Here is a 25,530-nt window from a genome sequence, read left to right as displayed (position 1 = left end):
TGCGCTCAAGCTACAGGAGTCCCCCATGACCGAATTCAAACGCATCCCCCCGGAACAGGCCCAGGCCCTGCGCGAGCAAGGCGCGGTCGTCGTCGACGTTCGCGACCCAGCCACATTCGCAGCTCTGCATATCAGTGGCGCCAAGCACCTGGATAACCATTCCATCGCCGACTTCATCCGCGCCGCCGACCTCGATGCACCGACCGTCGTGGTCTGCTATCACGGCAACTCCAGCCAGAGCGCAGCCGCCTATCTGATCAGCCAGGGCTTCACCGACGTCTACAGCCTGGACGGTGGTTTTGAGTTGTGGCGCACGACCTATCCTGCAGAAACGGCGCAAGGCACCGCCGAATAATTTTTTATGCCGGCCAAGCCCGCGTGAACCGTGGGCTTGAGCGAGGGCAGACGAACGGTCTGCCACAACTAATTACTTATTCCACCTTTACCTCCGCGATTCCGAACTATCCTTAGCCTCAGGCCATCCAAAACAGGGGAGAGCCGGTACACCGGCGCGCGGGTCATCGGGAGTCAGCTTTCAGGAGCCTGCATTCTTGAAAGCATTCTGGGGGGTAAACGGCAACTGGGTTCCCAGCGGCTGTCCAGCATCGACTGATTGATCCGACACCGGCTCCACGTATCGAGCGAGGTGACGTCATGAGCATTTTTAGCCACTTCCAGCAACGTTTCGAGTCCACGCGGCAAGAGGAATACTCGCTGCAGGAATACCTCGAACTCTGCAAGCAGGACCGCAGTGCCTATGTGTCGGCTGCGGAACGTCTGTTGCTGGCCATCGGAGAACCGGAGCTGCTGGATACCTCGACCAACTCGAGGCTCTCGCGCATATTCTCCAACAAGGTGATTCGCCGCTATCCGGCCTTTGCGGACTTCCACGGGATGGAAGAATGCATCGAACAGATCGTGTCCTATTTCCGCCATGCCGCCCAAGGCCTGGAAGAGAAGAAACAAATCCTTTATCTGCTCGGCCCCGTGGGTGGTGGTAAATCGTCCCTGGCCGAAAAACTCAAGCAACTGATTGAAAAAGTGCCCTTCTATGCCATCAAGGGCTCGCCGGTGTTCGAATCGCCCCTGGGGCTGTTCAATGCCACAGAGGACGGCGCGATCCTCGAGGAAGACTTCGGTATTCCACGCCGCTACCTCAATACCATCATGTCGCCATGGGCGACCAAGCGCCTGGCCGAGTTCGGCGGTGATATCAGCCAGTTCCGGGTGGTCAAGCTCTATCCCTCGATCCTCAACCAGATCGCGGTAGCCAAGACCGAGCCGGGGGACGAAAACAACCAGGACATCTCGGCACTGGTGGGCAAGGTCGATATCCGCAAACTGGAAGAATTCCCACAGAACGACGCCGACGCCTACAGCTATTCGGGTGCGCTGTGCCGGGCCAACCAGGGCCTGATGGAATTCGTCGAGATGTTCAAGGCACCTATCAAGGTGCTGCACCCGCTGCTGACCGCCACCCAGGAAGGCAACTACAACAGCACCGAGGGCCTGGGGGCCATTCCGTTCACCGGCATCCTGCTGGCGCACTCCAACGAGTCGGAATGGCATACCTTCCGCAACAACAAGAACAATGAAGCCTTCATCGACCGGATCTATATCGTCAAGGTGCCGTACTGCCTGCGAGTGACCGACGAGGTGAAGATCTACGACAAGCTGCTGTTCAACAGCTCGCTGTCCAAGGCTCATTGCGCCCCCGACACCCTGAAGATGCTGGCCCAGTTCACGGTGCTGTCGCGCCTCAAGGAGCCGGAAAACTCCAACATCTATTCGAAGATGCGCGTGTACGACGGTGAAAACCTCAAGGACACCGATCCGAAGGCCAAGTCGATCCAGGAATACCGCGACAACGCCGGTGTCGATGAAGGGATGAACGGGCTGTCCACGCGCTTCGCGTTCAAGATCCTGTCCAAAGTCTTCAACTTCGACCCCCACGAAATTGCCGCCAACCCGGTTCACCTGCTGTATGTGCTGGAACAGCAGATCGAACAGGAACAATTCCAGGCCGAAACCCGCGAGCGTTACCTGCGCTTCCTCAAGGAATACCTGGCCCCACGCTACATCGAGTTCATCGGCAAGGAGATCCAGACGGCGTACCTGGAGTCCTACAGCGAATACGGCCAAAACATCTTCGACCGCTACGTGCTGTACGCAGACTTCTGGATCCAGGACCAGGAATACCGCGACCCGGAAACCGGCGAAATACTCAATCGCGTAGCCCTCAACGAGGAACTGGAAAAAATCGAGAAACCGGCGGGCATCAGCAATCCGAAGGATTTCCGCAACGAAATCGTCAACTTCGTGCTCCGCGCCCGGGCCAACAACAACGGCAAGAACCCAACCTGGCTCAGCTATGAAAAGCTGCGGGTGGTCATCGAGAAGAAAATGTTCTCCAACACCGAAGACCTGCTGCCCGTCATCAGCTTCAACGCCAAGGCCAGCAAGGAGGACCAGCAAAAACACAACGACTTCGTCACACGCATGGTCGAACGTGGCTACACCGACAAACAGGTACGACTGCTTTCCGAGTGGTACCTGCGGGTCCGGAAATCGCAGTAAGCAGCGGCAAGCTTCTAGCTACAAACTGCAAGGGAGCGGCGTCGAGCCCAAGGCTCGACGCCACGCCCCTTACGGCTTGAGGCTTACGACTTGAAGCTCCCCTGGAGGGGCCTATGAGCTATGTGATCGACCGACGCCTTAATGGCAAGAACAAGAGCACGGTGAACCGCCAGCGGTTTCTGCGGCGTTACCGCGACCACATCAAGAAGGCCGTCGAAGAGGCGGTCAGCCGGCGTTCCATTACCGATATGGAACATGGCGAGCAGATCAGCATCCCTGGCCGCGACATCGACGAGCCGGTGCTTCACCATGGTCGCGGCGGCAAACAGACCGTCGTGCACCCTGGCAACAAGGAATTCACCAGTGGCGAGCACATCCCCCGGCCCCAGGGCGGCGGTGGCGGCAAGGGCCCTGGCAAGGCCGGCAATTCCGGCGAAGGCATGGATGAGTTTGTCTTCCAGATCACCCAGGAGGAATTCCTGGAGTTCATGTTCGAGGACCTGGAGCTGCCGAACCTGGTCAAGCGCAACCTGACCGGTACCGACACCTTCAAGACCGTGCGTGCCGGTATCAGCAATGAAGGCAACCCGTCACGCATCAACATCATCCGCACCCTTCGTTCGGCCCACGCCCGACGCATCGCGCTGTCTGGCAGCAGCCGGGCCAAACTGCGCGAAGCCAAGGAAGAGCTCGCTCGTCTTAAACGCGAAGAACCCGACAATTTCGGCGACATTCAGGACCTGGAAGCGGAAATCGAGAAACTCAGCGCCCGCATCCACCGCGTCCCGTTCCTCGATACGTTCGACCTCAAGTACAACCTGCTGGTGAAACAGCCAAACCCCAGCTCCAAGGCGGTGATGTTTTGCCTGATGGACGTTTCCGGCTCCATGACCCAGGCCACCAAGGATATCGCCAAGCGCTTCTTCATCCTGTTGTACCTGTTCCTGAAGCGGAACTACGACAAGATCGACGTGGTATTCATCCGCCACCACACCAGCGCTCGGGAAGTGGACGAAGAGGAGTTCTTCTACTCCAGGGAAACCGGCGGCACCATTGTCTCCAGCGCCCTGAAGTTGATGCAGGAAATCATGGCCGAACGCTACCCCGCCAACGAATGGAACATCTATGCGGCCCAGGCATCGGACGGTGACAACTGGAACGACGATTCACCAATCTGCCGTGACATCCTGATCAACCAGATCATGCCGTTCGTCCAGTACTACACCTATGTGGAAATTACTCCACGGGAACACCAGGCCTTGTGGTACGAATACGAACGGATTGCCGAAGCATTTTCCGACACATTTGCCCAACAGCAACTGGTCTCGGCCGGGGATATCTACCCGGTCTTCCGTGAACTCTTCCAGCGCAGGTTAGTGACATGACCGCCAAAAAAGAGCAGAAACGCCAGCCCATTTCCACCGGCTCCGAATGGACATTCGAGCTGATCAAGGCCTACGACCGCGAAATCAGCCGTATCGCGGACCGTTATGCCCTCGACACCTACCCGAACCAGATCGAGGTGATCACCGCCGAGCAAATGATGGACGCCTACGCGTCGGTCGGCATGCCGCTGGGCTATCACCACTGGTCCTACGGCAAGCACTTCCTCAGCACCGAGAAATCCTACAGCCGCGGTCAGATGGGGCTGGCCTATGAGATCGTGATCAATTCCGACCCCTGCATCGCCTATCTGATGGAAGAAAACACCATCTGCATGCAGGCCCTGGTGGTGGCGCATGCCTGCTACGGGCACAACAGCTTCTTCAAGGGCAACTACCTGTTCCGCACATGGACCGATGCCAGTTCGATCATCGATTACCTGGTGTTCGCCAAGCAGTACATCATGCAATGCGAGGAGCGCCACGGTATCGATGCAGTGGAGGATCTGCTGGACTCCTGCCATGCCCTGATGAACTACGGCGTGGACCGCTACAAACGACCGTATCCGATTTCCGCCGAAGAAGAACGCCGACGCCAGAAGGACCGCGAAGAACACCTGCAAAAACAGATCAACGATCTTTGGCGCACCATTCCCAAGGGCGCGGACAAGTACAACGAAAAAGACAATGCCCGCTTCCCTGCCGAGCCCCAGGAGAACATTCTCTATTTCATTGAAAAACATGCGCCGCTGCTGGAGCCGTGGCAGCGGGAAATCGTGCGCATCGTGCGCAAGATCGCCCAGTATTTCTATCCACAGCGCCAAACCCAGGTAATGAACGAAGGCTGGGCCACGTTCTGGCACTACACGCTGATGAACGACCTGTACGACGAAGGCCTGGTCACCGACGGCTTCATGATGGAGTTCCTGACGTCACACACCAGCGTGGTGTTCCAACCTGGCTTCGACAGCCCTTATTACAGCGGCATCAATCCTTACGCACTGGGCTTCGCCATGTACCGCGACATTCGGCGCATGTGCGAAAACCCTACCGAGGAAGATCGTCGCTGGTTCCCGGAAATCGCCGGTTCGGACTGGTTGTCCGCCATTAAATTCGCCATGAGCAGCTTCAAGGACGAAAGCTTCATCCTGCAGTACCTTTCGCCCAAGGTGATCCGCGACCTGAAACTGTTCAGCATCCTGGATGACGACCAGAAAGATGACCTGGTGGTACCCGCCATTCACGATGAGAGCGGCTATCGCATCATCCGCGAAACCCTGGCGGCACAGTACAACCTGGGTAATCGCGAGCCCAATGTGCAGATCTACAGCATCGACCGCCGCGGAGACCGCTCGCTGACCCTGCGACACCAGGCGCACAACCGTAAACCACTGGGCGACTCCACCGATGAAGTGCTCAAGCACCTGCATCGCCTCTGGGGCTTCGACATCCACCTGGAAACCCTGCAAGGCGACCAAGTGATGAAAACCCATCATGTACCGCCCAGGGGCGAACAAGCCGAAGGCGATTATGGCCGCCTGGACCTGGCCGTCATTCATCTTTGATCCCGTTTTCGCCTCCGGACGTCCGACGCAAAGGTTATCCTGTCGGACCAACGGAGGTTTTTTATGCAGATCTATAAAGTTGGCGGCGCCGTACGCGATCGCCTGCTGGGCATTCCCAACACCGACGTCGATCGGGTCGTCGTGGGAGCCACCGCCGAGGAAATGCTCGCCAAGGGTTTTCGCCCCGTGGGGGCCGACTTTCCGGTATTCCTCGACCCGAAGACCGGCGAGGAATATGCCCTCGCCCGCACCGAGCGCAAGAGCGGCCGCGGCTATGGCGGCTTCGTCTTCCATGCCAGCCCTGAAGTCACCCTGGAAGAAGACCTGGTCCGCCGGGACTTGACCATCAACGCCATGGCTGAAGATGACCATGGCAACCTGACCGACCCCTACCACGGCCAGCGCGATCTGGAAGCCCGGGTGCTGCGTCACGTTTCCCCCGCTTTCGCCGAAGATCCGCTCCGAGTCCTGCGGGTTGCCCGCTTTGCCGCGCGTTATGCGCCGCTGGGTTTCAAGGTGGCGGGCGAAACCCTTGAGCTGATGCGCCAGCTCAGCGAGTCCGGTGAACTGGAGGCGTTGACGGCCGAGCGCAGCTGGAAAGAAATCTCCCGCGCCCTCATGGAAAAGCAACCACAGGTATTTATCCAGGTCTTGCGCGACTGCACAGCCCTCAAGGTCTTGCTGCCCGAAGTCGACGCCCTGTTCGGCGTGCCACAACCTGAAGCCCATCACCCGGAAATCGATACCGGTGTCCATACCCTGAGCGTGCTGGAACAGGCGGCACTGCATCAACAGCCGTTGACGGTCCGCTGGGCCTGCCTGCTCCATGACCTGGGTAAAGGCCTGACGCCCCAGCGCGAATGGCCGCGACACATCGCCCATGAGCACACGGGCTTGAAGCTGATCAAAATCGTAAACGAGCGCTTCAAGGCGCCGCGCGACTGTCAGGAACTGGCGTTATTGGTGGGCCAGTACCATACCCATGGTCATCGCGCGCTTGAACTGAAGGCATCCACCCTGCTTGAGCTATTACAAAGTTTTGATGTGTACCGTCGACCCCAGCGCTTCGAGGAATTCATTGCGGCCTGCGAGATGGATGCGCGGGGGCGCAAGGGGCTTGAGCAGCGAAGTTATCCACAGGCTGATTATCTGAGGGGCGCCGCGGCAGCGGCCCGCGCAGTGGCGGTGCAGCCTTTGCTGGAGAAAGGCTTCAAGGGGCCGGAGCTGGGTGAGGCGATCAAGCGTGAGCGCCTCAAGGCATTGAAAAGCTACAAGGAGGCGGCGAGCTGACGGGAGGTCGTGTCAGTTTGCGTTTTTGCTGGATCTTCCGCCGTCATCGCGAGCAAGTTCGCTCCCACAGTGACTCTCAGTGGACACATGTCTTGTGTTCGACTGAAATCCTCTGTGGGAGCGAGCTTGCTCGCGATGGCGGCAGGCGCCTCACAACAGGCTGGACGGCGTAAGCGGCTGGCCGCGCCATTCGAAAGCCACTGGCGCCAGCACCTGGTCGATCTGCGACTCTTCCCACAAAGTGGCAAAGCTCTTGCCCACTCCCGGGTGAACCCGATCCGGCGCGATCAACGACAAAGGCCACAGGACAAAGGCGTTCTTGAGGATTTCCGCACGCGGCAGGATCAGCCCATCGAAGTTGCCGACCTGCTCGCCATACAACAACACGTCGATATCCAGTGGCAGCCCCTTGCGGTCCGGCGCATAGCGACCGTTGTCCGCCTCGATGAACTTGAGGCGACGATCCAACTCCATCAGCGGCAAGTCCGTGAAGGCCGAGACGACAAAATTGAAGAACGGCCCGCTCTTGATCCCCACTGGCTGGCTCTCGAACACGGCCGAACAGCGCATGTCCACGAGGAAACCGGCCAAGGCCTCAAGACCAGCCCGCAAATGGGTTTCGCGCTCGATATTGCTGCCGAGCCCGAGAAAAACCTGAGTCAGCGACATCCGCGCTCGATCTCCACGCCAACGCCGCTGGCCGCCGGTACGGCACCAGGCTTGGTCACCTTCAAGCGCAGCCAGGTGATCTTGAACTCGTCCATCAGCTCCTGGGCCAGTCGTTCGGCGAAGGTCTCGACCAACTGAAACTGCGCTCGCTCGGCAAATGCCTGGATACGCGACGACACGCTGGCATAGTCGAGCGCCAGGGTGAGGTCATCGCCTGCGGCCGCCGGGCGGTTGTCCCAGGCGAAGCTCAGGTCAAGCCGCAGGCACTGTCGGATACCTCGCTCCCAGTCGTAGGCACCGATTACCGTGTCGACTTCCAGGCCCTCGATAAACACTCTGTCCAAGCACTCTTCTCCGCAGCACGACAAGGGCGCGATGCCCCGTTAGAATCAGGGCGTCCTCGCCCGGAATAGTTAGCATGTATTGGTTACTGGCGATTCTCGCCTACCTGCTCGGCTCGCTGTCCTTCGCCATTTTGCTCAGCCGCCTGACCGGTCGCCCGGATCCGCGAATGAGTGGCTCAGGCAATGCCGGCGCCACCAACATGCTGCGCCTGGCCGGACGCAAACTCGCTATCCTGACCCTGCTGGGCGACCTCTGCAAAGGCCTTGTCCCGGTATTGATCGCCAGCCTTGCAGGGCTCTCGTTGCAGCAACAGGCCTGGATCGGCGTCTGCGCCGTCATCGGCCACTTGTTCCCGCTGTACTTCCGCTTCCGTGGCGGCAAGGGTGTCGCCACCGCCGCCGGCATGCTGCTGGGCCTGTACCCGCCCGCCGCCCTGCTGGCTGTCTGTGCCTGGCTGCTGACGTTCTACCTGACCCGCACCAGCTCCCTGGCCGCGCTGATCGCCACGCCGCTGACCCTGCCATTGCTGGCCTGGCAGGAGCCGGCGGCCTTGCTGCCAATGACCGTGCTGGTTGCACTGATCGTCTGGCGCCACCGGGGCAATCTACGCGACCTGTTCGCCGGGCGCGAACGGCATTTTTAAAGGCCGTTTCACAGGGGGGCCAACTGCTCCATGGGCCAGCGCGCCTGCACGCTGATTGCCAGGCTTTCCTGCTGACCGGCCTGCAAACGCTGGCAGCCGGCAAAGGCAATCATCGCGCCGTTATCTGTGCAGAACTCCGGCCGGGCGTAGTAAACGTCGCCCTTCATGTCACCGAGCATTTTCTCCAGCGATGTGCGCAAGGCCTTGTTCGCACTCACGCCCCCGGCGATCACCAGGCGCTTGAGCCCGGCCTGCTTCAGGGCACGCTTGCACTTGATGGTCAAAGTCTCCACCACGGCCTGCTGGAACGCCAGCGAGATGTCGCAACGGGCTTGCTCACTGTCGTCCCCGGCGCTGACACACTGCTGCCAGGTGTTCAGGGCGAAAGTCTTCAGCCCACTGAAACTGAAATCCAGGCCGGGGCGATCGCACATCGGCCGCGGGAACACGAAACGCCCATCGACCCCTTGCGTCGCAAGCCGGGAAATTTCCGGCCCACCGGGATAATTGAGCCCCATCATTTTCGCCGTCTTGTCGAATGCTTCGCCGGCGGCATCGTCGAGGGTTTCGCCGAGCAACTCGTATTGGCCGATGCCATCGACCCGGATGAGCTGTGTATGGCCGCCCGATACCAACAAAGCGACGAACGGGAATTGTGGCGGCTGCGCCTCCAGCATCGGTGCCAGCAAGTGGCCCTCCATGTGATGCACGCCCAGGGCCGGGATACCCCAGGCAAAGGCCAGCGCCTGGGCACAGGATGCGCCGACCAGCAACGCGCCCACCAGGCCCGGGCCGGCGGTGTAGGCGATGCCGTCGATCTCGGTCGCCACGCAGCCGGCATCGGCCAGGACCTGGCGGATCAAGGGCAGCATGCGCTTGACGTGATCCCGGGAAGCAAGCTCGGGCACCACCCCGCCGTAGGCGCGGTGCAGGTCGATCTGACTGAACAGCGCATCGGCCAGCAGGCCGCGCTCACTGTCGTAAAGTGCGACACCGGTTTCGTCGCAGGAGGTTTCTAATCCCAGTACTAGCATGGGTTTGCGCCTTGTAGAGGCTGAATTCGAAGGCGCGCATAATAGTCGCCGCGTTGTGCCCCGACCAGCGGTTTTCGATCAGAGGCTTTGCATTCCGAGCGTTGAGGGGTTAACATCCGCAACCCTTAAAAACCGACGTCTTCAAGTGCTCTTTTGCCGCGAGGATGTTGACCCCGGTAATGAATGAAGGTAGCTCTGGATGCCAGCCGTCAAAGTAAAAGAGAACGAACCCTTCGACGTAGCTCTGCGTCGTTTCAAGCGCTCCTGCGAAAAAGCCGGTGTTCTGGCTGAAGTTCGTAGCCGCGAATTCTACGAGAAGCCGACTTCTGAGCGTAAGCGCAAGGCAGCAGCCGCTGTTAAGCGTCACGCCAAGAAAGTTCAGCGCGAACAGCGCCGCGCCGTACGCCTGTACTAATACACAGACGTCCGTAGCAAGCTTCTGCCAAGCCCGGCCTTCAAGCCGGGCTTATGGCATTTGCGGAATAACGCTTGATGCTTCACCGTCAAAGCCGCAGACGCGACCAAGACAAACGCTTCACCGCGTCAGACCTGGCTCTTTTGCCAGCGGTGCACGTCTTTCCTGACGAGCCTTCCAAGGCTACCGACGAGCACACCCTGATTCCTCTAACGACGATCAGCCCAAGGCACCTGCCTGCGTGCCCGCTTCATGAGCTATCCGAGGCCTGACCGGCCGTTACCGGACTCAGCGCAACACATTCAAACAGTCGAATACTGATAGTTATTAACGTCAGTGGATTATCGGCAGATACACTTCCCGACAGCGATGATGCAGACGACCCGGTCGAGCCACCGATTCAGCGTGCCTCAAACCCAGACCCGGTTACGCCTGCCGATTTCGGGTCCATATTTCGCGCAGTGATGATGAGAACGCCATGGCCGGGCTGATTCCCCAGAGCTTTATTGACGACCTCCTGAACCGCACCGACATCGTCGACGTGGTCAGCTCTCGCGTGCAAATGAAGAAAGCAGGCAAGAACTACACGGCCTGCTGCCCGTTTCACAAAGAGAAAACGCCCTCGTTCAGCGTCAGCCCCGACAAGCAGTTCTATTATTGCTTCGGCTGCGGCGCGGGCGGCAATGCCCTCGGCTTCATCATGGACCACGACAACCTGGACTTCCCCCAGGCCGTCGAAGAACTGGCCAAAGCCGCCGGCATGGAAATTCCCCGCGAGGAAAGCGGTCGACCGCACAAGCCGCGCCAGCCGACCGACTCACCGCTCTACCCACTGCTGACAGCGGCGGCCGACTTCTATCGCCAGGCCCTCAAGAGCCATCCAGCGCGCAAGGCTGCGGTGGACTATCTCAAGGGCCGCGGCCTGACTGGCGAAATCGCCCGGGATTTTGGCCTCGGCTTCGCCCCGCCCGGCTGGGACAACCTGTACAAGCATCTAAGCAGCGACACGCTGCAGCAGCGCGCCATGATCGACGCCGGCCTGCTGATCGAAAACGCCGAAACCGGCAAGCGCTACGACCGCTTTCGCGACAGGGTCATGTTTCCGATCCGCGACACACGCGGGCGGATCATCGCCTTTGGCGGCCGGGTGCTGGGCGATGATAAGCCCAAGTACCTGAACTCCCCGGAAACCCCTGTGTTCCATAAGGGCCAGGAACTCTACGGCCTGTACGAAGCGCGCAAGAACAACCGCAACCTCGACGAAATCATCGTCGTCGAGGGTTACATGGACGTGATAGCCCTGGCCCAGCAAGGCCTGCGCAACGCCGTCGCGACCCTGGGCACAGCCACCAGCGAAGAGCACATGAAGCGCCTGTTTCGCGTCGTGCCCAACGTGCTGTTCTGTTTCGACGGCGACCAGGCCGGTCGCAACGCCGCCTGGCGCGCACTGGAGGCTACCTTGCCGTGCCTGCAGGACGGCCGGCGGGCACGTTTCCTGTTCCTGCCCGAGGGCGAGGACCCGGACACCCTGGTGCGCTCCGAAGGCACCGACGCGTTCCGTGCGCGGATCAACCAGCACGCACAACCGTTGGCCGACTATTTTTTCCAGCAATTGACCGAAGAAGCCGATCCACGCTCCCTCGAAGGCAAGGCCCACATGGCCACCCTCGCGGCACCGCTGATCGACAAGGTGCCCGGCGCCAATCTGCGCACGCTCATGCGCCAGCGCCTGACCGAGATCACCGGTCTCAACAGCGAAGCGGTCAATCAACTGGTGCACAGCGCCCCCCAGGAGGCGCCGCCGGCGTATGACCCGGGCATCGACTACGACGCGATGCCGGATTTCGCCGACTATCATCAACCCCAGCAGGATTACGCCCCCCAGCAGGAATGGACGCCGAAAAAACCCGGCAGCGGCGGCAAGAAATGGGACAAGAAACCCTGGGACAAGAACGGCAAGCGCGGTGATCGCGACCAGCCACGTGCCCCGCGCGTGCCGGCCGCCGTCGAACCCCCAACACTGGCCGCTTTGCGCACCCTGCTGCATCACCCGCAACTGGCGGAAAAAGTAGAAGACGCTGGGCACTTCGCCGCCGAGGATCACAGCAATACGCAATTGCTGGTCGCTCTCCTTGAAGCCGTGCAGAAGAACCCCAAGCTAAACTCTTTCCAGTTGATCGCACGGTGGCACGGTACCGAGCAGGGACGCCTCTTGAAGGCCTTGGCCGAGAAGGAATGGCTGATTGATGGAGATAACCTTGAACAACAGTTTTTCGACACCATTACTAGCTTGTCCGCCCGCCAACGCGAGCGAAACCTGGAACAACTTCTGCGAAAAGCTCGCCAGAGCGAGTTGACCAGCGAAGAGAAAAACCAATTGCGCGACTTACTCAGCCGCAATGTTTGCGCATCAAACCCGACCTCAACTGGCGCGTGAGGTCACAGCTCAGGTATAATCCTCGGCTTGTTTTTTGCCCGCCAAGACCTTCAGTGGATAGGGTGTTATGTCCGGAAAAGCGCAACAGCAGTCTCGTATCAAAGAGTTGATCCTATTGGGTCGTGAGCAGGGCTACCTGACTTACGCGGAGGTCAACGACCACCTGCCGGAGGATATTTCAGATCCGGAACAGGTGGAAGACATCATCCGCATGATCAACGACATGGGGATCAACGTATTCGAGGTTGCTCCAGATAAGGATGCCCTTATGCTGGCCGACGCCGATACCGACGAGGCGGCCGCTGAAGAAGCGGCCGCAGCGTTGGCAGCGGTCGAGACCGACATTGGTCGCACCACGGACCCCGTGCGCATGTACATGCGCGAAATGGGTACGGTAGAGCTCCTCACACGTGAAGGCGAAATCGAAATCGCCAAGCGTATTGAAGAAGGCATCCGTGAAGTGATGGGCGCAATCGCGCACTTCCCTGGCACGGTTGACCATATTCTCTCCGAGTACACCCGCGTCACCACCGAAGGTGGCCGCCTGTCCGACGTCCTGAGCGGCTATATCGACCCGGACGACGGCATTGCGCCGCCTGCCGCCGAAGTGCCGCCGCCGATCGATGCGAAAGCCGTCAAGGCCGACGACGACACCGATGACGACGACGCCGAAGCGAGCGACGACGAGGAAGAAGCCGAAAGCGGTCCGGATCCGGTCATCGCCGCACAGCGTTTCGGCGCCGTGGCCGACCAGATGGAAATCACCCGCAAGGCGCTGAAGAAGCACGGCCGCAACAACAAGCAGGCGATTGCCGAGCTGTTGGCGCTGGCCGAGTTGTTCATGCCGATCAAACTGGTGCCGAAGCAATTCGAAGGCCTGGTCGAGCGTGTTCGCAGCGCCCTGGATCGCTTGCGTCAGCAAGAGCGCGCGATCATGCAGCTTTGCGTGCGTGACGCCCGCATGCCACGTGCTGATTTCCTGCGCCAGTTCCCGGGCAACGAAGTCGACGAAAGCTGGACCGATGCACTGGCCAAGGGCAAGAGCAAATACGCTGAAGCCATTGCCCGCCTGCAGCCGGACATCATTCGTTGCCAGCAGAAGCTCAGTGCGCTGGAGGCCGAGACCGGCCTGAGCATCGCCGAGATCAAGGACATCAACCGTCGCATGTCGATCGGCGAGGCCAAGGCCCGTCGCGCGAAGAAAGAGATGGTCGAAGCGAACTTGCGTCTGGTGATCTCCATCGCCAAGAAGTACACCAACCGCGGCCTGCAATTCCTCGACCTGATCCAGGAAGGCAACATCGGCCTGATGAAGGCGGTGGACAAGTTCGAATACCGTCGCGGCTACAAGTTCTCGACTTATGCCACCTGGTGGATCCGTCAGGCGATCACTCGCTCGATCGCCGACCAGGCCCGCACCATCCGTATCCCGGTGCACATGATCGAGACGATCAACAAGCTCAACCGCATTTCCCGGCAGATGCTGCAGGAAATGGGTCGCGAACCGACGCCGGAAGAGCTGGGCGAACGCATGGAAATGCCTGAGGACAAGATCCGCAAGGTATTGAAGATCGCCAAAGAGCCGATCTCCATGGAAACCCCGATCGGCGATGACGAAGACTCCCATCTGGGGGACTTCATCGAAGACTCCACCATGCAGTCTCCGATCGATGTCGCTACGGTCGAGAGTCTCAAGGAAGCGACTCGCGAAGTACTCTCCGGCCTCACTGCCCGTGAAGCCAAGGTACTGCGCATGCGCTTCGGCATCGACATGAATACCGACCACACCCTTGAGGAAGTCGGTAAGCAGTTCGATGTAACCCGTGAGCGGATTCGCCAGATCGAAGCCAAGGCGTTGCGCAAACTGCGCCACCCGACGCGAAGCGAGCATCTGCGCTCCTTCCTCGACGAGTGACCTCAAAACCCCCGGCCCTGCCGGGGGTTTTGTCATGTGCAGATAAAATCCCCTTCGTTGCGCTCCTCACCCCCTGTTGCCCGTCTACACTCGAAACATCCTCCCCAAGCCATGACGAGACAGTGATGCCCAGACTGACGGCCGCGCTTTTGCTGTCATTGATCACCTGGACCGCAACAGCTGGCGCGTTGACGCTCACCGATGAGGAGCTCCGCTGGCTCAAGGACCACCCCGATCTGCGCCTGGGTGTTGACGCCTCCTGGCCGCCGTTTGAGTTTCGCGACGATCAAGGCCGCTATCAGGGCCTGGCCGCCGACTACATCGAGATCATCCGTGAACGGTTGGCCGTCAGGCTCACGCCCGTCGAGCCGGCCAGCTGGACTGCCGTACTGGAGCAGGTCGGACAAGGCAAGATCGACCTGTTGCCTGGCATCATGTCCACTCCGGAGCGCCAGAATTACCTGGCATTTACCCGTCCCTACCTGGATTTCCCCATTGTCATCCTGGCCCATCGCGGTGGCGCCCAGCCCCAGAACCTCAAGGAGCTCTATGGACTGAAAATCGCGGTGGTGGAGAACTACGCGCCTCATGAATTGCTGCGCAACCATCATCCCGACCTGAACCTGGTGGCGCTGCCCAACGTCAGCTCAGCTTTGCAAGCACTGGCAACCGATGAAGTGGACGCGGTGGTGGGCGATCTGGCTTCCAGTGTCTGGAACCTGCGCCAACTCAAGCTCGAAGGCCTTTATGTCAGTGGGGAAACGCCTTATCGCTATCAACTGGCAATGGCCGTCCCTCGAGACAACAAGGTATTGGTGGGCATCCTGGACAAAGTCCTGGCAGACATGAACCCGGCCGAAGTCGCCGAGATCCAGCAGAAGTGGATCGGCAATGTGCACGACTATCGCCACCTCTGGTCAGACTTACTGTTTTACGGCCTGCCTGCGTTGCTGCTTCTGGTTGGCATACTAGCGGTGGTGATTCGCATCAATCGCCGGCTCAGCTCGGAAATCGCTCGCCGCGTCGAGCTGGAGCAGGAGCTGCGCAGCAGCGAATACCATTACCGTGGGCTGGTGGAGAGCCTGTCGGCCATTGCCTGGGAGGCAAGGGTCAGCGATTTCACTTACAGCTACGTTTCGCCTCACGCCGAAGACCTGTTGGGTTATCCCCTCTCCCATTGGCTGGTCCCAGGCTTCTGGCGCAACATCATTCATCCGGCCGACCTGATCCGCGCCCAGACCTATTGCGACCATGAAGTGCTGGCGGGTCGCGATCACTGCATCGACTACCGGGTTATCACCGCCGATGGCCGCTGCCTATGGGTGCGCGACATTGTCAGCCTGATCGAACACGGGCACGAGCCGCTGATGCGCGGATTGATGATCGATATCAGCGAAGCCAAGCGCACCGAGGAAGCACTGCGTCTTTCGGAGCAGAAATTTGCCTCGGTGTTCCGCCAGTGCCCGGACATCCTGGTGATTGCACGACTGTTGGACGGCTGCCTGCTGGAGGTCAACAAAGCCTTCGAAGAGCAGATCGGCCTGAGTGCCGCAGAAGTGATCGGGCGCAACGCAACCGAACTGAATATCTGGGGCATCCAAGGCGTCGGGCCGGGCCTGTTGCTGCGCTTGCAGGCCGGCAGCATTCGCAACCTGGAAATGCCCTTTCGCCGTAGCAACGGCCAGGTATTCACCGGACTGATCTCCGCCGAACCCTTCGACCTCGACACGACGCCTGCCCTGGTCGTGGTGGTGCGCGACATCAGCCAGCTCAAGGAAACCCAGCAGCAATTGCAGACATCCGAAGAGAAGTTCGCCAAAGCGTTCCACGCCTCGCCCGATGGCCTGCTGCTGTCACGGCAAAGCGACGGTTTGCTGATTGAAGTCAACGAAGGGTTCAGCCGCATTACCGGTTTCAACAGCGCCCTGTCGGTAGACCGCTCCACTCTGGACCTGGGCATCTGGGTCAATCTCAACGAACGCAAGCAGATGCTCGACCTGCTGAAACGGGACGGCTTCGTCAGGGATTTCAGCTGCCACATCCGTCGCAACGACGGGCAGATACGGCTCTGCGAAGTGTCCAGCCGCCCACTACCCATCGGCAATGAAGACTGCATGCTGACCATCGCCCGGGATATCACCGAACGCCACCTGATGCAGGAAAAACTGCAACAAGCCGCCACTGTTTTCGAGAGCACTGCCGAAGGCGTGCTGATCACCGATACGCAACAGCACATCAGCGCCGTGAACCGGGCCTTCACCGAGATCACCGGCTACAGCGAAACCGAAGCCTTGGGCCATACGCCTCGGTTGTTGGCTTCCGGCCTGCATGACAGCGCGTTTTACGCGGCGATGTGGCACCAGTTGACGGCCGAGGGACACTGGCAGGGAGAGATCTCCAACCGGCGCAAGAACGGCGAACTGTATCCCAGCTGGCTGACCATCAGCGCGGTGCGCAATCGCGACCGGCAGATCACCCATTTCGTCGCGGTCTTCGCCGATATCTCCAGTCTCAAGCACGCCCAGGCCCGACTCGATTACCAGGCCCACCACGACCCGCTGACGGGCCTGCCCAATCGCACGCTGTTCGAAAGCCGATTGCTGGCCGCTCTCAACGGCCAGCAGGAAAACGGCGGCCAGGGTGCCGTGCTGTTCCTGGATCTGGACCGTTTCAAGCACATCAATGACAGCCTCGGGCACCCGGTCGGCGACCTGCTGCTCAAGGGCATTGCCGTGCGCTTGCGCGAGCAGCTGCGCGACATCGACACCGTGGCGCGCCTGGGCGGCGACGAGTTCATTATCCTGCTGCCGGGCCTGCAACAGCCCAGCGATGCCGAGCACATCGCCCAGAAGCTGTTGAACTGCTTTACCGCACCGTTCCAGGCTGGCGAGCATGAGTTCTTCATCAGCGCCAGCATCGGCACCAGCCTCTACCCCCAGGATGGCTGCGACGTCGCCACGCTGGTCAAGAATGCCGACGCGGCGATGTACCGCTCCAAGGCCAAGGGGCGTAACCGGGTGGAAAGCTACACCCGCGACCTCACCGCCCAGGCCAGCGAGCGCGTGGCCCTGGAACACGAGCTGCGGCGAGCGATTGAACGCAACGAGCTGTCACTGTCCTTCCAGCCGAAAATCAGCCTCGCCGACAATCGCCTGGTGGGGGCCGAGGCGCTGATCCGCTGGTATCACCCGACATTTGGCGACGTTCCCCCCGAACACTTCATCCCGTTGGCCGAAGAAAACGGCATGATCCTGCAGATTGGCGACTGGGTACTGGAGCACGCCTGCCGGCAACTGTGCGAATGGAACAGCACCTACGAAAGCCTCGGCCCCCTGTCAGTCAACCTGGCCGGCGCCCAACTGCGCCAGCCCAACCTGCTGGGGCGCATCGAACAACTGCTGCGCGAACACCAGCTCCAGCCCGGCTTATTGCAACTGGAAATTACCGAAAACTTCATCATGAGCCAGGCCGAAGAGGCCCTGACGGTGCTGCACCAGTTGAAGAACCTCGGCGTGCAACTGGCCATCGACGACTTCGGCACGGGCTATTCCTCCCTGAGCTACCTCAAGCGCCTGCCACTGGATATCCTCAAAATCGACCAGTCCTTCGTCCGCGGCCTGCCCGACGACCCGCACGATGTGGCCATCGTACGGGCAATCATCGCCCTGGGCCGCAGCATGCAATTCAGCATCATCGCCGAGGGCGTCGAAACCCTGGCCCAGCAGCAATTCCTGGCCGAAGAAGGTTGCGAACAGATCCAGGGCTACATCGTCAGCCTGCCCCTGTGCGCCGACGAGTTCGCCGCAACGTTTCTTCGTGTGAGCGTATCGGATTTTTCGGATAGCACAGCCGAGAAACCGTCGCTATAATCCGCGACCTACTGAGGGCCTATAGCTCAGTTGGTTAGAGCAGAGGACTCATAATCCTTTGGTCCACGGTTCGAGTCCGTGTGGGCCCACCATACAAAAAAGCCGCGCATTGCGCGGCTTTTGCGTTCTCGAGCCTGTTGACTCTTGCGCCCTAGGCGAAGGTCTTCATAAACGGCTCTGCACACTGCCTGATGGCTGCGACCACATTCGGTGCCTGTTCACAAAGTTCAGTCAAGCGGGCCAGCACTTGTTCCAGTGCTTGCAACTGGTCGTCATCAGTCGAACACTCCCTGGATTTCCTCAAGCGTAGGCATCGCAGCCGGTACCACGGCGAACTCACAATCCAGGGCCCCCAGGACTCGTGCATAGGCAAGCATCCCAACTGACGGGTCACCCTTTTCGATGGCAATGACCTTCTGCCGAGTAACGCCTGCCAAGGTAGCGAGATTGGCCTGGGTCAGGCCGCGATTGAGGCGGCGCTTGCGAACCTGCTCGCCCAGACGCACGACGATGAGGGAATAATCCATGTTATGTATACAAGACAAAAAAAATTAAATGTAACGTATACCTAACCTCAAAAAAAATCAAAGCAGATATGCCCTCGAAGTCAACGTGCTCACCTTTCACCGGAACATCCGTCCCGAATCGACTTCAAAAGCTCGCCGTTGTTTGACCGCGATAGCAACTTTGGCCACTGGCCGCTCCCTTTCCTTGTTCCTCGACTCACCTGGAAGTAATACTCTGGGGAATTAATGACGGGCGAGGCCCGTTCAACCCCCTCAAGCGAGATCCCCATCATCGCCAGCCCCAGCCTCTCCCGACTGTTTCTTGAACTGTTCTGGCAACTCGGCATCCTGCTGGTGCCAGCTTTTTTCGTCACGATATTGCCGCCTCCATTGGCTTTGTTGGCGGTGTTGTTCTTCGGTCTGCTGATGGGGCTTGCCGCACGATTCGGTTTTCTATCGGCCGGGCGAGTCTGTGGCAGGTTGATCGTCGGCGCCGTGTTCGGCCTGGGTTTCAGCGTGGGCCGGGCCTTGCCTGAGTGGTGGGGCATCCTGGCGGCCATCGCCAGCATCGGCGGCGGGCTGGCGTGTGTCAGTGCCTGGGAGCGGCGTCTGGGTTTGGCGCCCGCTTCCGGCAAAGGCGCCAGTGCCTGGGGTGGAAGCGAGCCACAACTGACGCCTGAAGGCGAACCGATCCGGGTGTTCAACCACAGTGAAATCGCCATGGGCGGCCCCACTTATTGCGACTATCTGTTCCCCGATGGCGTGCTCCTGCAAGGCCTTGGCTCTTCGTCCATGTTCTCCCGCGACGGGCGCTATTTCGCGGCGACCGTACCGTCCCGGCAGAACTGGGGGCTGGTCATCCTCGACCGTCAACAGCGCCAGGTGTACCGCTGTGCCGACAGCGAACTCTGGGAGTTGGATGCTTTTGATCTCGGCGTGTTGAGCGGGCGCCATAGCCCACTGGTGGACGACAGCGTTCGCGAAATCCGACTGGATGAGCTGTTCCAGACGGCCACTGTTACCCACTTGGTCCCCTTCGCCGACCTGTGGCTGGACTCCGATTGGCATCCCGAGCAGGTTCAACATACCTTCGAGCGGCGCTCTGCGGACGGCCAGCACTGCCTGCGGGGCGACATTGCCTTGCCCGCGACGTTTCGCGACCTGGCCCAGCCGCTGGAACCGCTGGTTTCACCGCGCTATACCATCAGCGTCAACGGGCAACCGGCCGGCCTGTTGATGGCGGCCGATGCGCCGTTGGTATGGAGCAGCGATCAACGCGCCCTGGTGTGTCTGGCCCAGGAACAAACCCCTCATGCAGACGGCGACCAGTATTGGTTGTGGCAGCTCGACCTGGGCTGGCGCGCCCTGCCCTCGCCTTGGGTGAAGAGCGAAGCAGAACCGTCCTTCTACTGGCACGAGTTGCTGGGTCTCGACGCAAGCCATGTGCAGATCGGCTCGTATCTTGACTATCCGCGACCGGGCTCCGGGCGTTATGGCTACCGCTTGGACAGCATCCACGGCGATACCGAGACCCAGGTCGGTCACGATGCCCAAGGTCGCGCGCAGGAGGGCGAATTTGCGTTGACCCGCATGACCATCGTGATGCCGCTGGACAGCCAAGGCCAGCGCGGCGATTCATTCATCGAAACGCAGCCGATGCAGGACGGGGTGCGCGCACGGTTGACCTGGCTTGGCGATAATCCCGACGGGCTGGGCGGTTATCGCTGTCAGATCGGCGACTGGCAATTGCCTGGTCGCTGGTTGTTGGATCATCGGGTCTCCGATTGCGGACGTTACCTGGCCCTGCTGCCCTTCGACGGTGCCACGACGGTCGCGACCCACGGGGTGGTTGCCGATCTGAAGGAGCGACAGCTGCTGCAGGGGCCCACGATGTGGGTCGCCCGCCTGCTCGATTTCCGCGCGGGCCGGCTGAGCCTGGCGGTGGTGGCCGGCCGTCTCGATCAAGACCTGGACAGCAGCGCGTTGCAACGATGCAACATCCCCGCGCCGCAGAGCGATAGCGACTCTTCGTTCTTTCAACCCGATGAGCGATCCCGGCTGTTCTACAACACCGTGGAGCTGCAGGTGAGCGATTCACACCTGCACAGCGTTACACCTTGGCGCCTGGTGGATCGCCCGCAAGTCGCCAACGCCGAAGGAGACTTCATCCTGCCCGCCCCCAACCAACAGGATGCCGCCTGGTTGTTCGGCAGCGAGACGGAATATGCCGACAGCTGGATGCGGGCGCGGACGCCTCGGCTTGGCGGCCACCTGCTGACAGCATCAGGCTGCGCGCTGACCGACCTGGCCCCCTCGATGATCTGGTCGGCGGATGGTCGTTATCTGGCCCTGACCTGTATGGCTACCGACGTGACCGAGCTGTGTGGCAGCTATCGGGGCTGGCAGTTGCTGCTTCTGGATGTCCAGGCGCACACGTTGCGAGTGCACCCGCAGTGGCTGGGTCACCGCCCCCTGTTTGAAGGTTTCGACGACGATCAGGTGCGCGTGCGCTGTTTTGAACGCGATTGGGAAGCGGAGGACAATGACGACCCAGGTTCGGTACAGTCATTGCCTCTGACCCTTTTGCTGCAAGCGCCCGCTGAACAGCTGGTGTGCCAGGACGGTTTCTGGCTCAGGCCTTCGCAAGTACACCTGGCCCCTGCCTGGCGAGCGCTGACCTTACCCGCCATTGGCTATTTCGAACGCGAGAGCCTGTAACATGCTCGTCACCGATGCCCACGCCGGAGCCCACCTTGCCTGACACCCGCCCTCCCGTCCTCGACGAAATCGACCGCCAACTGATCGCGGCCCTGCAAATCAATGCCCGGGAAAGCGTCGCCATGCTGGCCCGGCAGTTGGGCATCGCCCGGACGACCGTAACCTCGCGCCTGGCGCGCCTGGAAAAGACCAAGGTGATTACCGGATATGGCGTGCGACTGGGCCAACGGGTGATTGATGGTGGTTTGCAGGCTTACGTGGGCATCAAGGTCCAACCGCGCTCCGGCAAGGATGTGCTACGACGCTTGAGCGCCATGGCCCAGGTCCAGCAATTGTGCGCGGTCAGCGGTGAGTTCGACTACGTCGCCTGGCTGCGCACCGATTCGCCGGAACAACTGGACCAGTTGCTGGACCAGATCGGCAGCGTGGACGGTGTGGAGAAGACCACCACCTCGATCATCCTCAGCAGCAAGATCGATCGGGGCCAGCCGGTCTAGCCCCTACATGACTTAACCTGTGGGAGCGAGCTTGCCCGCGATAGCGGTCTGTCAGTCCATGAAAGTGCTGACTGAACCGACACTATCGCGAGCCCTCCCACAGGGAATATCGCCAGTTACGGTGTTGGATGGGAGAAATTTTCGATCCTGACCTGCCCCTCTGGAAAGGTCGCGATAATCTCCAATTCCCCCCCCATGGCCCGGATGTAATTTCGCAACGTGCTGATGTACATATCCGTCCGGCGCTCCATTTTCGAGACTGCCGCCTGGTTGATATGCAGTGCCTTGGCCAAGGCCTCCTGGCTCAACTCCTGCGCCTGGCGCAACTCGTGCAACGGCATTTCTGCACGCAACGTCTGGTACAAAGCCTGTGCACGAGCCTGGGAGTCAGGCGACCGACGCGCCATCAAGTCGGAAAATTTCTTAGCCATTGTCAAAGCCCTCTCTCTTCAATACTTCCAAATGCTCGTCATAGAGGCGTTCGGCCAAAGGCACATATTCCTGATACCAACGGCCCTGGCCGGTTTTGTCTCCCCCGATCAGCAGGATGGCGCAGCGGCGGGGATCAAACGCATAGAGCACACGATAAGGCCTACCTGCGTGTTGCACTCGTAACTCACGAAGGTTGCCATGACGCGAACCCTTGATATCACTGGTGTGAGGAAAGCCCAGATACGGCCCCGTGTCGCCGAGCAGCATTACCGAGGCCTGTACAGAGTCTTGCTCTGACTCACAGAGACGGTCCCACCACATCTCAAATTCGTCGGTATATTCAACGTCCCATTTCATTCAAATATGCCACCCAGGCTATATAACCTCAAGGGAATAATCATAGGAGTTTGGGCGGGTATCTGCTCCTGTTGATCGCCCAAGCAATTGTTAAGGCGAGTTTCTGTGGGAGCTTGCCCGCGATAGCGGTCTGTCAGTCCATGAAAGTGCTGACTGAACCGACGCTATCGCGAGCAAGCTCGCTCCCACAGGAATGCATTTCGTCACTACGCCTTGCAATCACGTCAAAATGACTTAAAACCACTCAAAACGACGACATATTGTGTCTTATTAACGTGTTCTACCCTCCCTAGAATGGCTGGCATCTTTCCTATACTCAGACGCGAACACCGCGTCGAGTCGCCCATCAAGGTCCGCCATGAACAAGAACAATCGCCACCCAGCAGACGGTAAGAAGCCCATCACCATTTTCGGGCCGGACTTTCCTTTCGCCTTTGACGACTGGATCGAGCACCCGGCGGGCCTGGGCAGTATTCCCGCCCACAACCACGGTACGGAAGTGGCGATTATCGGTGCCGGGATCGCCGGCCTGGTGGCGGCGTACGAGCTGATGAAGCTGGGGCTCAAGCCCGTGGTCTACGAGGCGTCGAAAATGGGCGGGCGCCTGCGCTCACAGGCGTTCAACGGCGCCGAAGGGGTGATCGCCGAACTGGGCGGCATGCGTTTTCCGGTGTCATCCACCGCGTTCTACCATTACGTCGACAAACTGGGCCTGGAAACCAAACCCTTTCCCAACCCGCTGACCCCGGCGTCCGGCAGCACGGTCATCGACCTGGAAGGCCAGACCTATTACGCACAGAAACTGGCGGACCTTCCCGCACTGTTCCAGGAAGTCGCCGACGCCTGGGCCGATGCGCTGGAGGACGGTTCGCGCTTCGGCGACATCCAGCAGGCGATCCGCGACCGCGACGTGCCACGCCTCAAGGAATTGTGGAACACCTTGGTGCCGCTGTGGGACGACCGCACCTTCTACGACTTCGTCGCCACCTCCAAGGCGTTCGCCAAGCTCTCGTTCCAGCACCGCGAAGTGTTCGGCCAGGTCGGTTTCGGCACGGGCGGCTGGGATTCGGACTTCCCCAATTCGATGCTGGAAATCTTCCGCGTCGTGATGACCAACTGCGACGACCACCAGCACCTGGTGGTCGGCGGCGTCGAGCAGGTGCCCCACGGCATCTGGAATCACGTACCCGAACGCTGTGCGCACTGGCCGGAAGGTACCAGCCTGAATGCGCTGCACCTGGGCGCCCCACGCAGCGGTGTGAAGCGCATCGCTCGCGCGGCCGATGGCCGGTTCAGCGTGACGGACGTCTGGGAAAACACCCGCGAGTACGCCGCCGTGCTGGTCACTTGCCAGAGCTGGTTGCTGACCACCCAGATCGAATGTGAAGAAGCGCTGTTCTCGCAAAAAATGTGGATGGCCCTGGACCGCACCCGCTACATGCAATCATCGAAGACCTTCGTGATGGTCGACCGACCATTCTGGAAGGACAAGGACCCGGAAACCGGGCGCGACCTGATGAGCATGACCCTGACCGACCGCCTGACCCGTGGCACCTACCTGTTCGACAACGGCGATGACAAGCCAGGGGTGATTTGCCTGTCGTATTCCTGGATGAGCGATGCGCTGAAAATGCTCCCGCATCCGGTGGAAAAACGCGTGAAGCTGGCCCTCGATGCCCTGAAGAAGATCTACCCCAAGGTGGACATCGCCGCACGGATCATCGGCGATCCGATCACCGTGTCCTGGGAAGCCGACCCGCACTTCCTCGGTGCCTTCAAGGGCGCCCTGCCCGGCCACTATCGCTACAACCAGCGCATGTACGCGCATTTCATGCAAGACGACATGCCGGCCGAACAACGCGGGATCTTTATCGCCGGCGATGACGTCTCATGGACACCCGCCTGGGTCGAAGGCGCGGTACAGACCTCACTCAATGCCGTGTGGGGCATCATGAAGCACTTCGGCGGTGAAACTCACGCCGAGAACCCGGGTCCAGGGGATGTGTTCCACGAGATCGGTCCGATCGCCCTGCCTGAATAAAAGGAGTTTTCGATGCGCGTAGCCCTCTACCAATGCCCACCGCTGCCACTGGATCCGGCCGGCAACCTGCACCGCCTGCACCAGGTGGCGCTGGAAGCCAGGGGCGCCGATGTGCTGGTGCTGCCGGAGATGTTCATGACCGGCTACAACATCGGTGTCGATGCGGTGAATGTACTGGCCGAGGTCTACAACGGCGAATGGGCGCAGCAGATCGGCCGCATCGCCAAGGCAGCCAACCTGGCGATTGTCTATGGCTACCCGGAACGTGGCGAAGACGGGCAGATCTACAACGCGGTGCAACTGATCGACGCCCAGGGCGAGCGCCTGGCCAACTACCGCAAGAGTCACCTGTTCGGCGACCTTGATCACGCCATGTTCAGCGCCGGCGACTCAGCGCTGCCCATCGTCGAGCTCAACGGCTGGAAGCTCGGCCTGCTGATCTGCTACGACCTGGAATTCCCGGAAAACGCCCGGCGCCTGGCCCTGGCCGGCGCCGAACTGATCCTGGTGCCGACCGCCAACATGCAACCCTACGAATTCATCGCCGACGTCACCGTGCGCGCCCGGGCCATCGAGAACCAGTGTTTCGTCGCGTATGCCAATTACTGCGGCCATGAAGCTGAATTGCAGTATTGTGGCCAAAGCAGCATCGCCGCACCGAATGGCAGTCGCCCGGCGCTGGCGGGGCTGGACGAGGCCTTGATCGTCGGTGAACTGGATCGACAACTGCTGGACGACTCCCGCGCGGCCTACAACTACCTGCACGATCGCCGCCCCGAGCTTTACGACGACCTGCACAAACACTGATTGAGGATTGAGAAAGGGCCCTGATCCGCTA

At 60.3% G+C, this 25,530-nt stretch carries 20 protein-coding genes and 1 tRNA gene; 15 read left to right on the top strand and 6 right to left on the bottom strand.

Translation table 11 applies throughout. The features are described 5' to 3' along the window. The first annotated feature begins 25 nt into the window (after positions 1-25). The 5 genes from glpE to BM317_RS12030 all read left to right on the top strand — a co-directional run bounded on the left by glpE (position 26) and on the right by BM317_RS12030 (position 6,814). On the top strand, positions 26-355 hold the full coding sequence (glpE, locus tag BM317_RS12050; protein ID WP_060740356.1) for a thiosulfate sulfurtransferase GlpE: 330 nt from the start codon (positions 26-28) through the stop codon (positions 353-355). 299 nt (positions 356-654) lie between these two features. Further along, complete coding sequence (locus tag BM317_RS12045; protein WP_053125937.1) at positions 655-2,577, top strand: PrkA family serine protein kinase; 1,923 nt, start codon at positions 655-657, stop codon at positions 2,575-2,577. Positions 2,578-2,690: 113 nt separating this feature from the next. Next, positions 2,691-3,962 carry a YeaH/YhbH family protein gene (locus BM317_RS12040; RefSeq protein ID WP_003206179.1) on the top strand — a complete coding sequence of 424 codons (1,272 nt, stop codon included), beginning with the start codon at positions 2,691-2,693 and terminating at the stop codon, positions 3,960-3,962. Then, positions 3,959-5,524: a SpoVR family protein gene (locus BM317_RS12035; protein WP_060740355.1), complete on the top strand. Its 1,566-nt coding sequence runs from the start codon at positions 3,959-3,961 to the stop codon at positions 5,522-5,524. The genes BM317_RS12040 and BM317_RS12035 overlap by 4 nt, the downstream gene beginning before the upstream one ends. A 63-nt stretch (positions 5,525-5,587) precedes the next feature. Then, the gene (locus BM317_RS12030; RefSeq protein ID WP_092474402.1) at positions 5,588-6,814 is read left to right on the top strand and encodes a multifunctional CCA addition/repair protein; all 1,227 of its coding nucleotides are present in this window, start codon (positions 5,588-5,590) and stop codon (positions 6,812-6,814) included. A 150-nt stretch (positions 6,815-6,964) separates the two neighbouring features. On the opposite strand, the gene folK is transcribed toward BM317_RS12030, so the two are convergent. Together folK and folB are read right to left on the bottom strand one after the other, a co-directional pair. After that, a complete protein-coding gene (folK, locus tag BM317_RS12025; RefSeq protein WP_092474400.1) occupies positions 6,965-7,483 on the bottom strand; it encodes a 2-amino-4-hydroxy-6-hydroxymethyldihydropteridine diphosphokinase in 519 nt (172 codons plus the stop codon). Continuing rightward, positions 7,474-7,827, bottom strand: coding sequence for a dihydroneopterin aldolase (gene folB / locus BM317_RS12020; RefSeq protein ID WP_092474398.1), 354 nt, complete (start codon positions 7,825-7,827; stop codon positions 7,474-7,476). Before folB ends, folK begins: the two co-directional genes overlap by 10 nt. A 74-nt stretch (positions 7,828-7,901) precedes the next feature. Here folB and plsY point away from each other — a divergent pair, with 74 nt between their 5' ends. Continuing rightward, positions 7,902-8,471 (top strand): glycerol-3-phosphate 1-O-acyltransferase PlsY, encoded by a 570-nt coding sequence (gene plsY, locus BM317_RS12015; RefSeq protein WP_092169652.1) that lies wholly within the window; start codon positions 7,902-7,904, stop codon positions 8,469-8,471. A gap of 8 nt (positions 8,472-8,479) precedes the next feature. Here plsY and tsaD read toward each other — a convergent pair whose 3' ends face one another. Next, positions 8,480-9,505 (bottom strand): tRNA (adenosine(37)-N6)-threonylcarbamoyltransferase complex transferase subunit TsaD, encoded by a 1,026-nt coding sequence (gene tsaD / locus BM317_RS12010; RefSeq protein ID WP_092474397.1) that lies wholly within the window; start codon positions 9,503-9,505, stop codon positions 8,480-8,482. Positions 9,506-9,704: 199 nt separating this feature from the next. On the opposite strand from tsaD, the gene rpsU reads away from it, so the two are divergent. From rpsU to BM317_RS11985, 5 genes are all read left to right on the top strand, one after another. Continuing rightward, positions 9,705-9,920 carry a 30S ribosomal protein S21 gene (rpsU, locus tag BM317_RS12005; RefSeq protein ID WP_002551877.1) on the top strand — a complete coding sequence of 72 codons (216 nt, stop codon included), beginning with the start codon at positions 9,705-9,707 and terminating at the stop codon, positions 9,918-9,920. Between the two features lie 478 nt (positions 9,921-10,398). Then, positions 10,399-12,357, top strand: a complete 1,959-nt coding sequence (gene dnaG / locus BM317_RS12000; RefSeq protein ID WP_092169641.1) for a DNA primase — start codon at positions 10,399-10,401, stop codon at positions 12,355-12,357. 67 nt (positions 12,358-12,424) lie between these two features. Next, positions 12,425-14,272: an RNA polymerase sigma factor RpoD gene (gene rpoD / locus BM317_RS11995; RefSeq protein ID WP_060740348.1), complete on the top strand. Its 1,848-nt coding sequence runs from the start codon at positions 12,425-12,427 to the stop codon at positions 14,270-14,272. 125 nt (positions 14,273-14,397) lie between these two features. Further along, positions 14,398-18,141 carry a bifunctional diguanylate cyclase/phosphodiesterase gene (locus tag BM317_RS11990; protein ID WP_092474395.1) on the top strand — a complete coding sequence of 1,248 codons (3,744 nt, stop codon included), beginning with the start codon at positions 14,398-14,400 and terminating at the stop codon, positions 18,139-18,141. Between the two features lie 15 nt (positions 18,142-18,156). Then, positions 18,157-18,233 (top strand) — tRNA-Ile (locus BM317_RS11985). Between the two features lie 183 nt (positions 18,234-18,416). Here the strand turns inward: BM317_RS11985 and BM317_RS11980 are convergent. After that, on the bottom strand, positions 18,417-18,668 hold the full coding sequence (locus BM317_RS11980) for a helix-turn-helix transcriptional regulator (protein WP_170842323.1): 252 nt from the start codon (positions 18,666-18,668) through the stop codon (positions 18,417-18,419). A gap of 225 nt (positions 18,669-18,893) precedes the next feature. Between BM317_RS11980 and BM317_RS11975 the strand changes: the two genes are divergently transcribed. Together BM317_RS11975 and BM317_RS11970 are read left to right on the top strand one after the other, a co-directional pair. Beyond that, positions 18,894-21,365, top strand: a complete 2,472-nt coding sequence (locus BM317_RS11975) for a hypothetical protein (protein ID WP_256574132.1) — start codon at positions 18,894-18,896, stop codon at positions 21,363-21,365. 35 nt (positions 21,366-21,400) lie between these two features. Further along, positions 21,401-21,862 carry an Lrp/AsnC family transcriptional regulator gene (locus tag BM317_RS11970; RefSeq protein WP_060743121.1) on the top strand — a complete coding sequence of 154 codons (462 nt, stop codon included), beginning with the start codon at positions 21,401-21,403 and terminating at the stop codon, positions 21,860-21,862. A gap of 116 nt (positions 21,863-21,978) precedes the next feature. Here BM317_RS11970 and BM317_RS11965 read toward each other — a convergent pair whose 3' ends face one another. Continuing rightward, complete coding sequence (locus BM317_RS11965) at positions 21,979-22,293, bottom strand: XRE family transcriptional regulator (RefSeq protein WP_025215812.1); 315 nt, start codon at positions 22,291-22,293, stop codon at positions 21,979-21,981. Beyond that, a complete protein-coding gene (locus BM317_RS11960) occupies positions 22,286-22,651 on the bottom strand; it encodes a type II toxin-antitoxin system RelE/ParE family toxin (RefSeq protein ID WP_092169623.1) in 366 nt (121 codons plus the stop codon). The genes BM317_RS11965 and BM317_RS11960 overlap by 8 nt, the downstream gene beginning before the upstream one ends. A 358-nt stretch (positions 22,652-23,009) precedes the next feature. On the opposite strand from BM317_RS11960, the gene BM317_RS11955 reads away from it, so the two are divergent. Both BM317_RS11955 and BM317_RS11950 read left to right on the top strand, forming a co-directional pair. Then, complete coding sequence (locus tag BM317_RS11955; RefSeq protein WP_092169618.1) at positions 23,010-24,692, top strand: flavin monoamine oxidase family protein; 1,683 nt, start codon at positions 23,010-23,012, stop codon at positions 24,690-24,692. Between the two features lie 12 nt (positions 24,693-24,704). Further along, entirely contained in the window at positions 24,705-25,499 is a 795-nt protein-coding gene (locus BM317_RS11950) for a carbon-nitrogen hydrolase family protein (protein ID WP_060740343.1), read from the top strand. The last annotated feature ends 31 nt before the right edge of the window (positions 25,500-25,530 follow it).

This window comes from Pseudomonas sp. NFACC24-1 (genome assembly GCF_900115235.1).
Classification (GTDB): domain Bacteria; phylum Pseudomonadota; class Gammaproteobacteria; order Pseudomonadales; family Pseudomonadaceae; genus Aquipseudomonas; species Aquipseudomonas fluorescens_AA.
The sequence above is the reverse complement of the archived record's forward strand: the minus strand, read 5'-3'. Positions and strand labels throughout refer to the sequence as shown.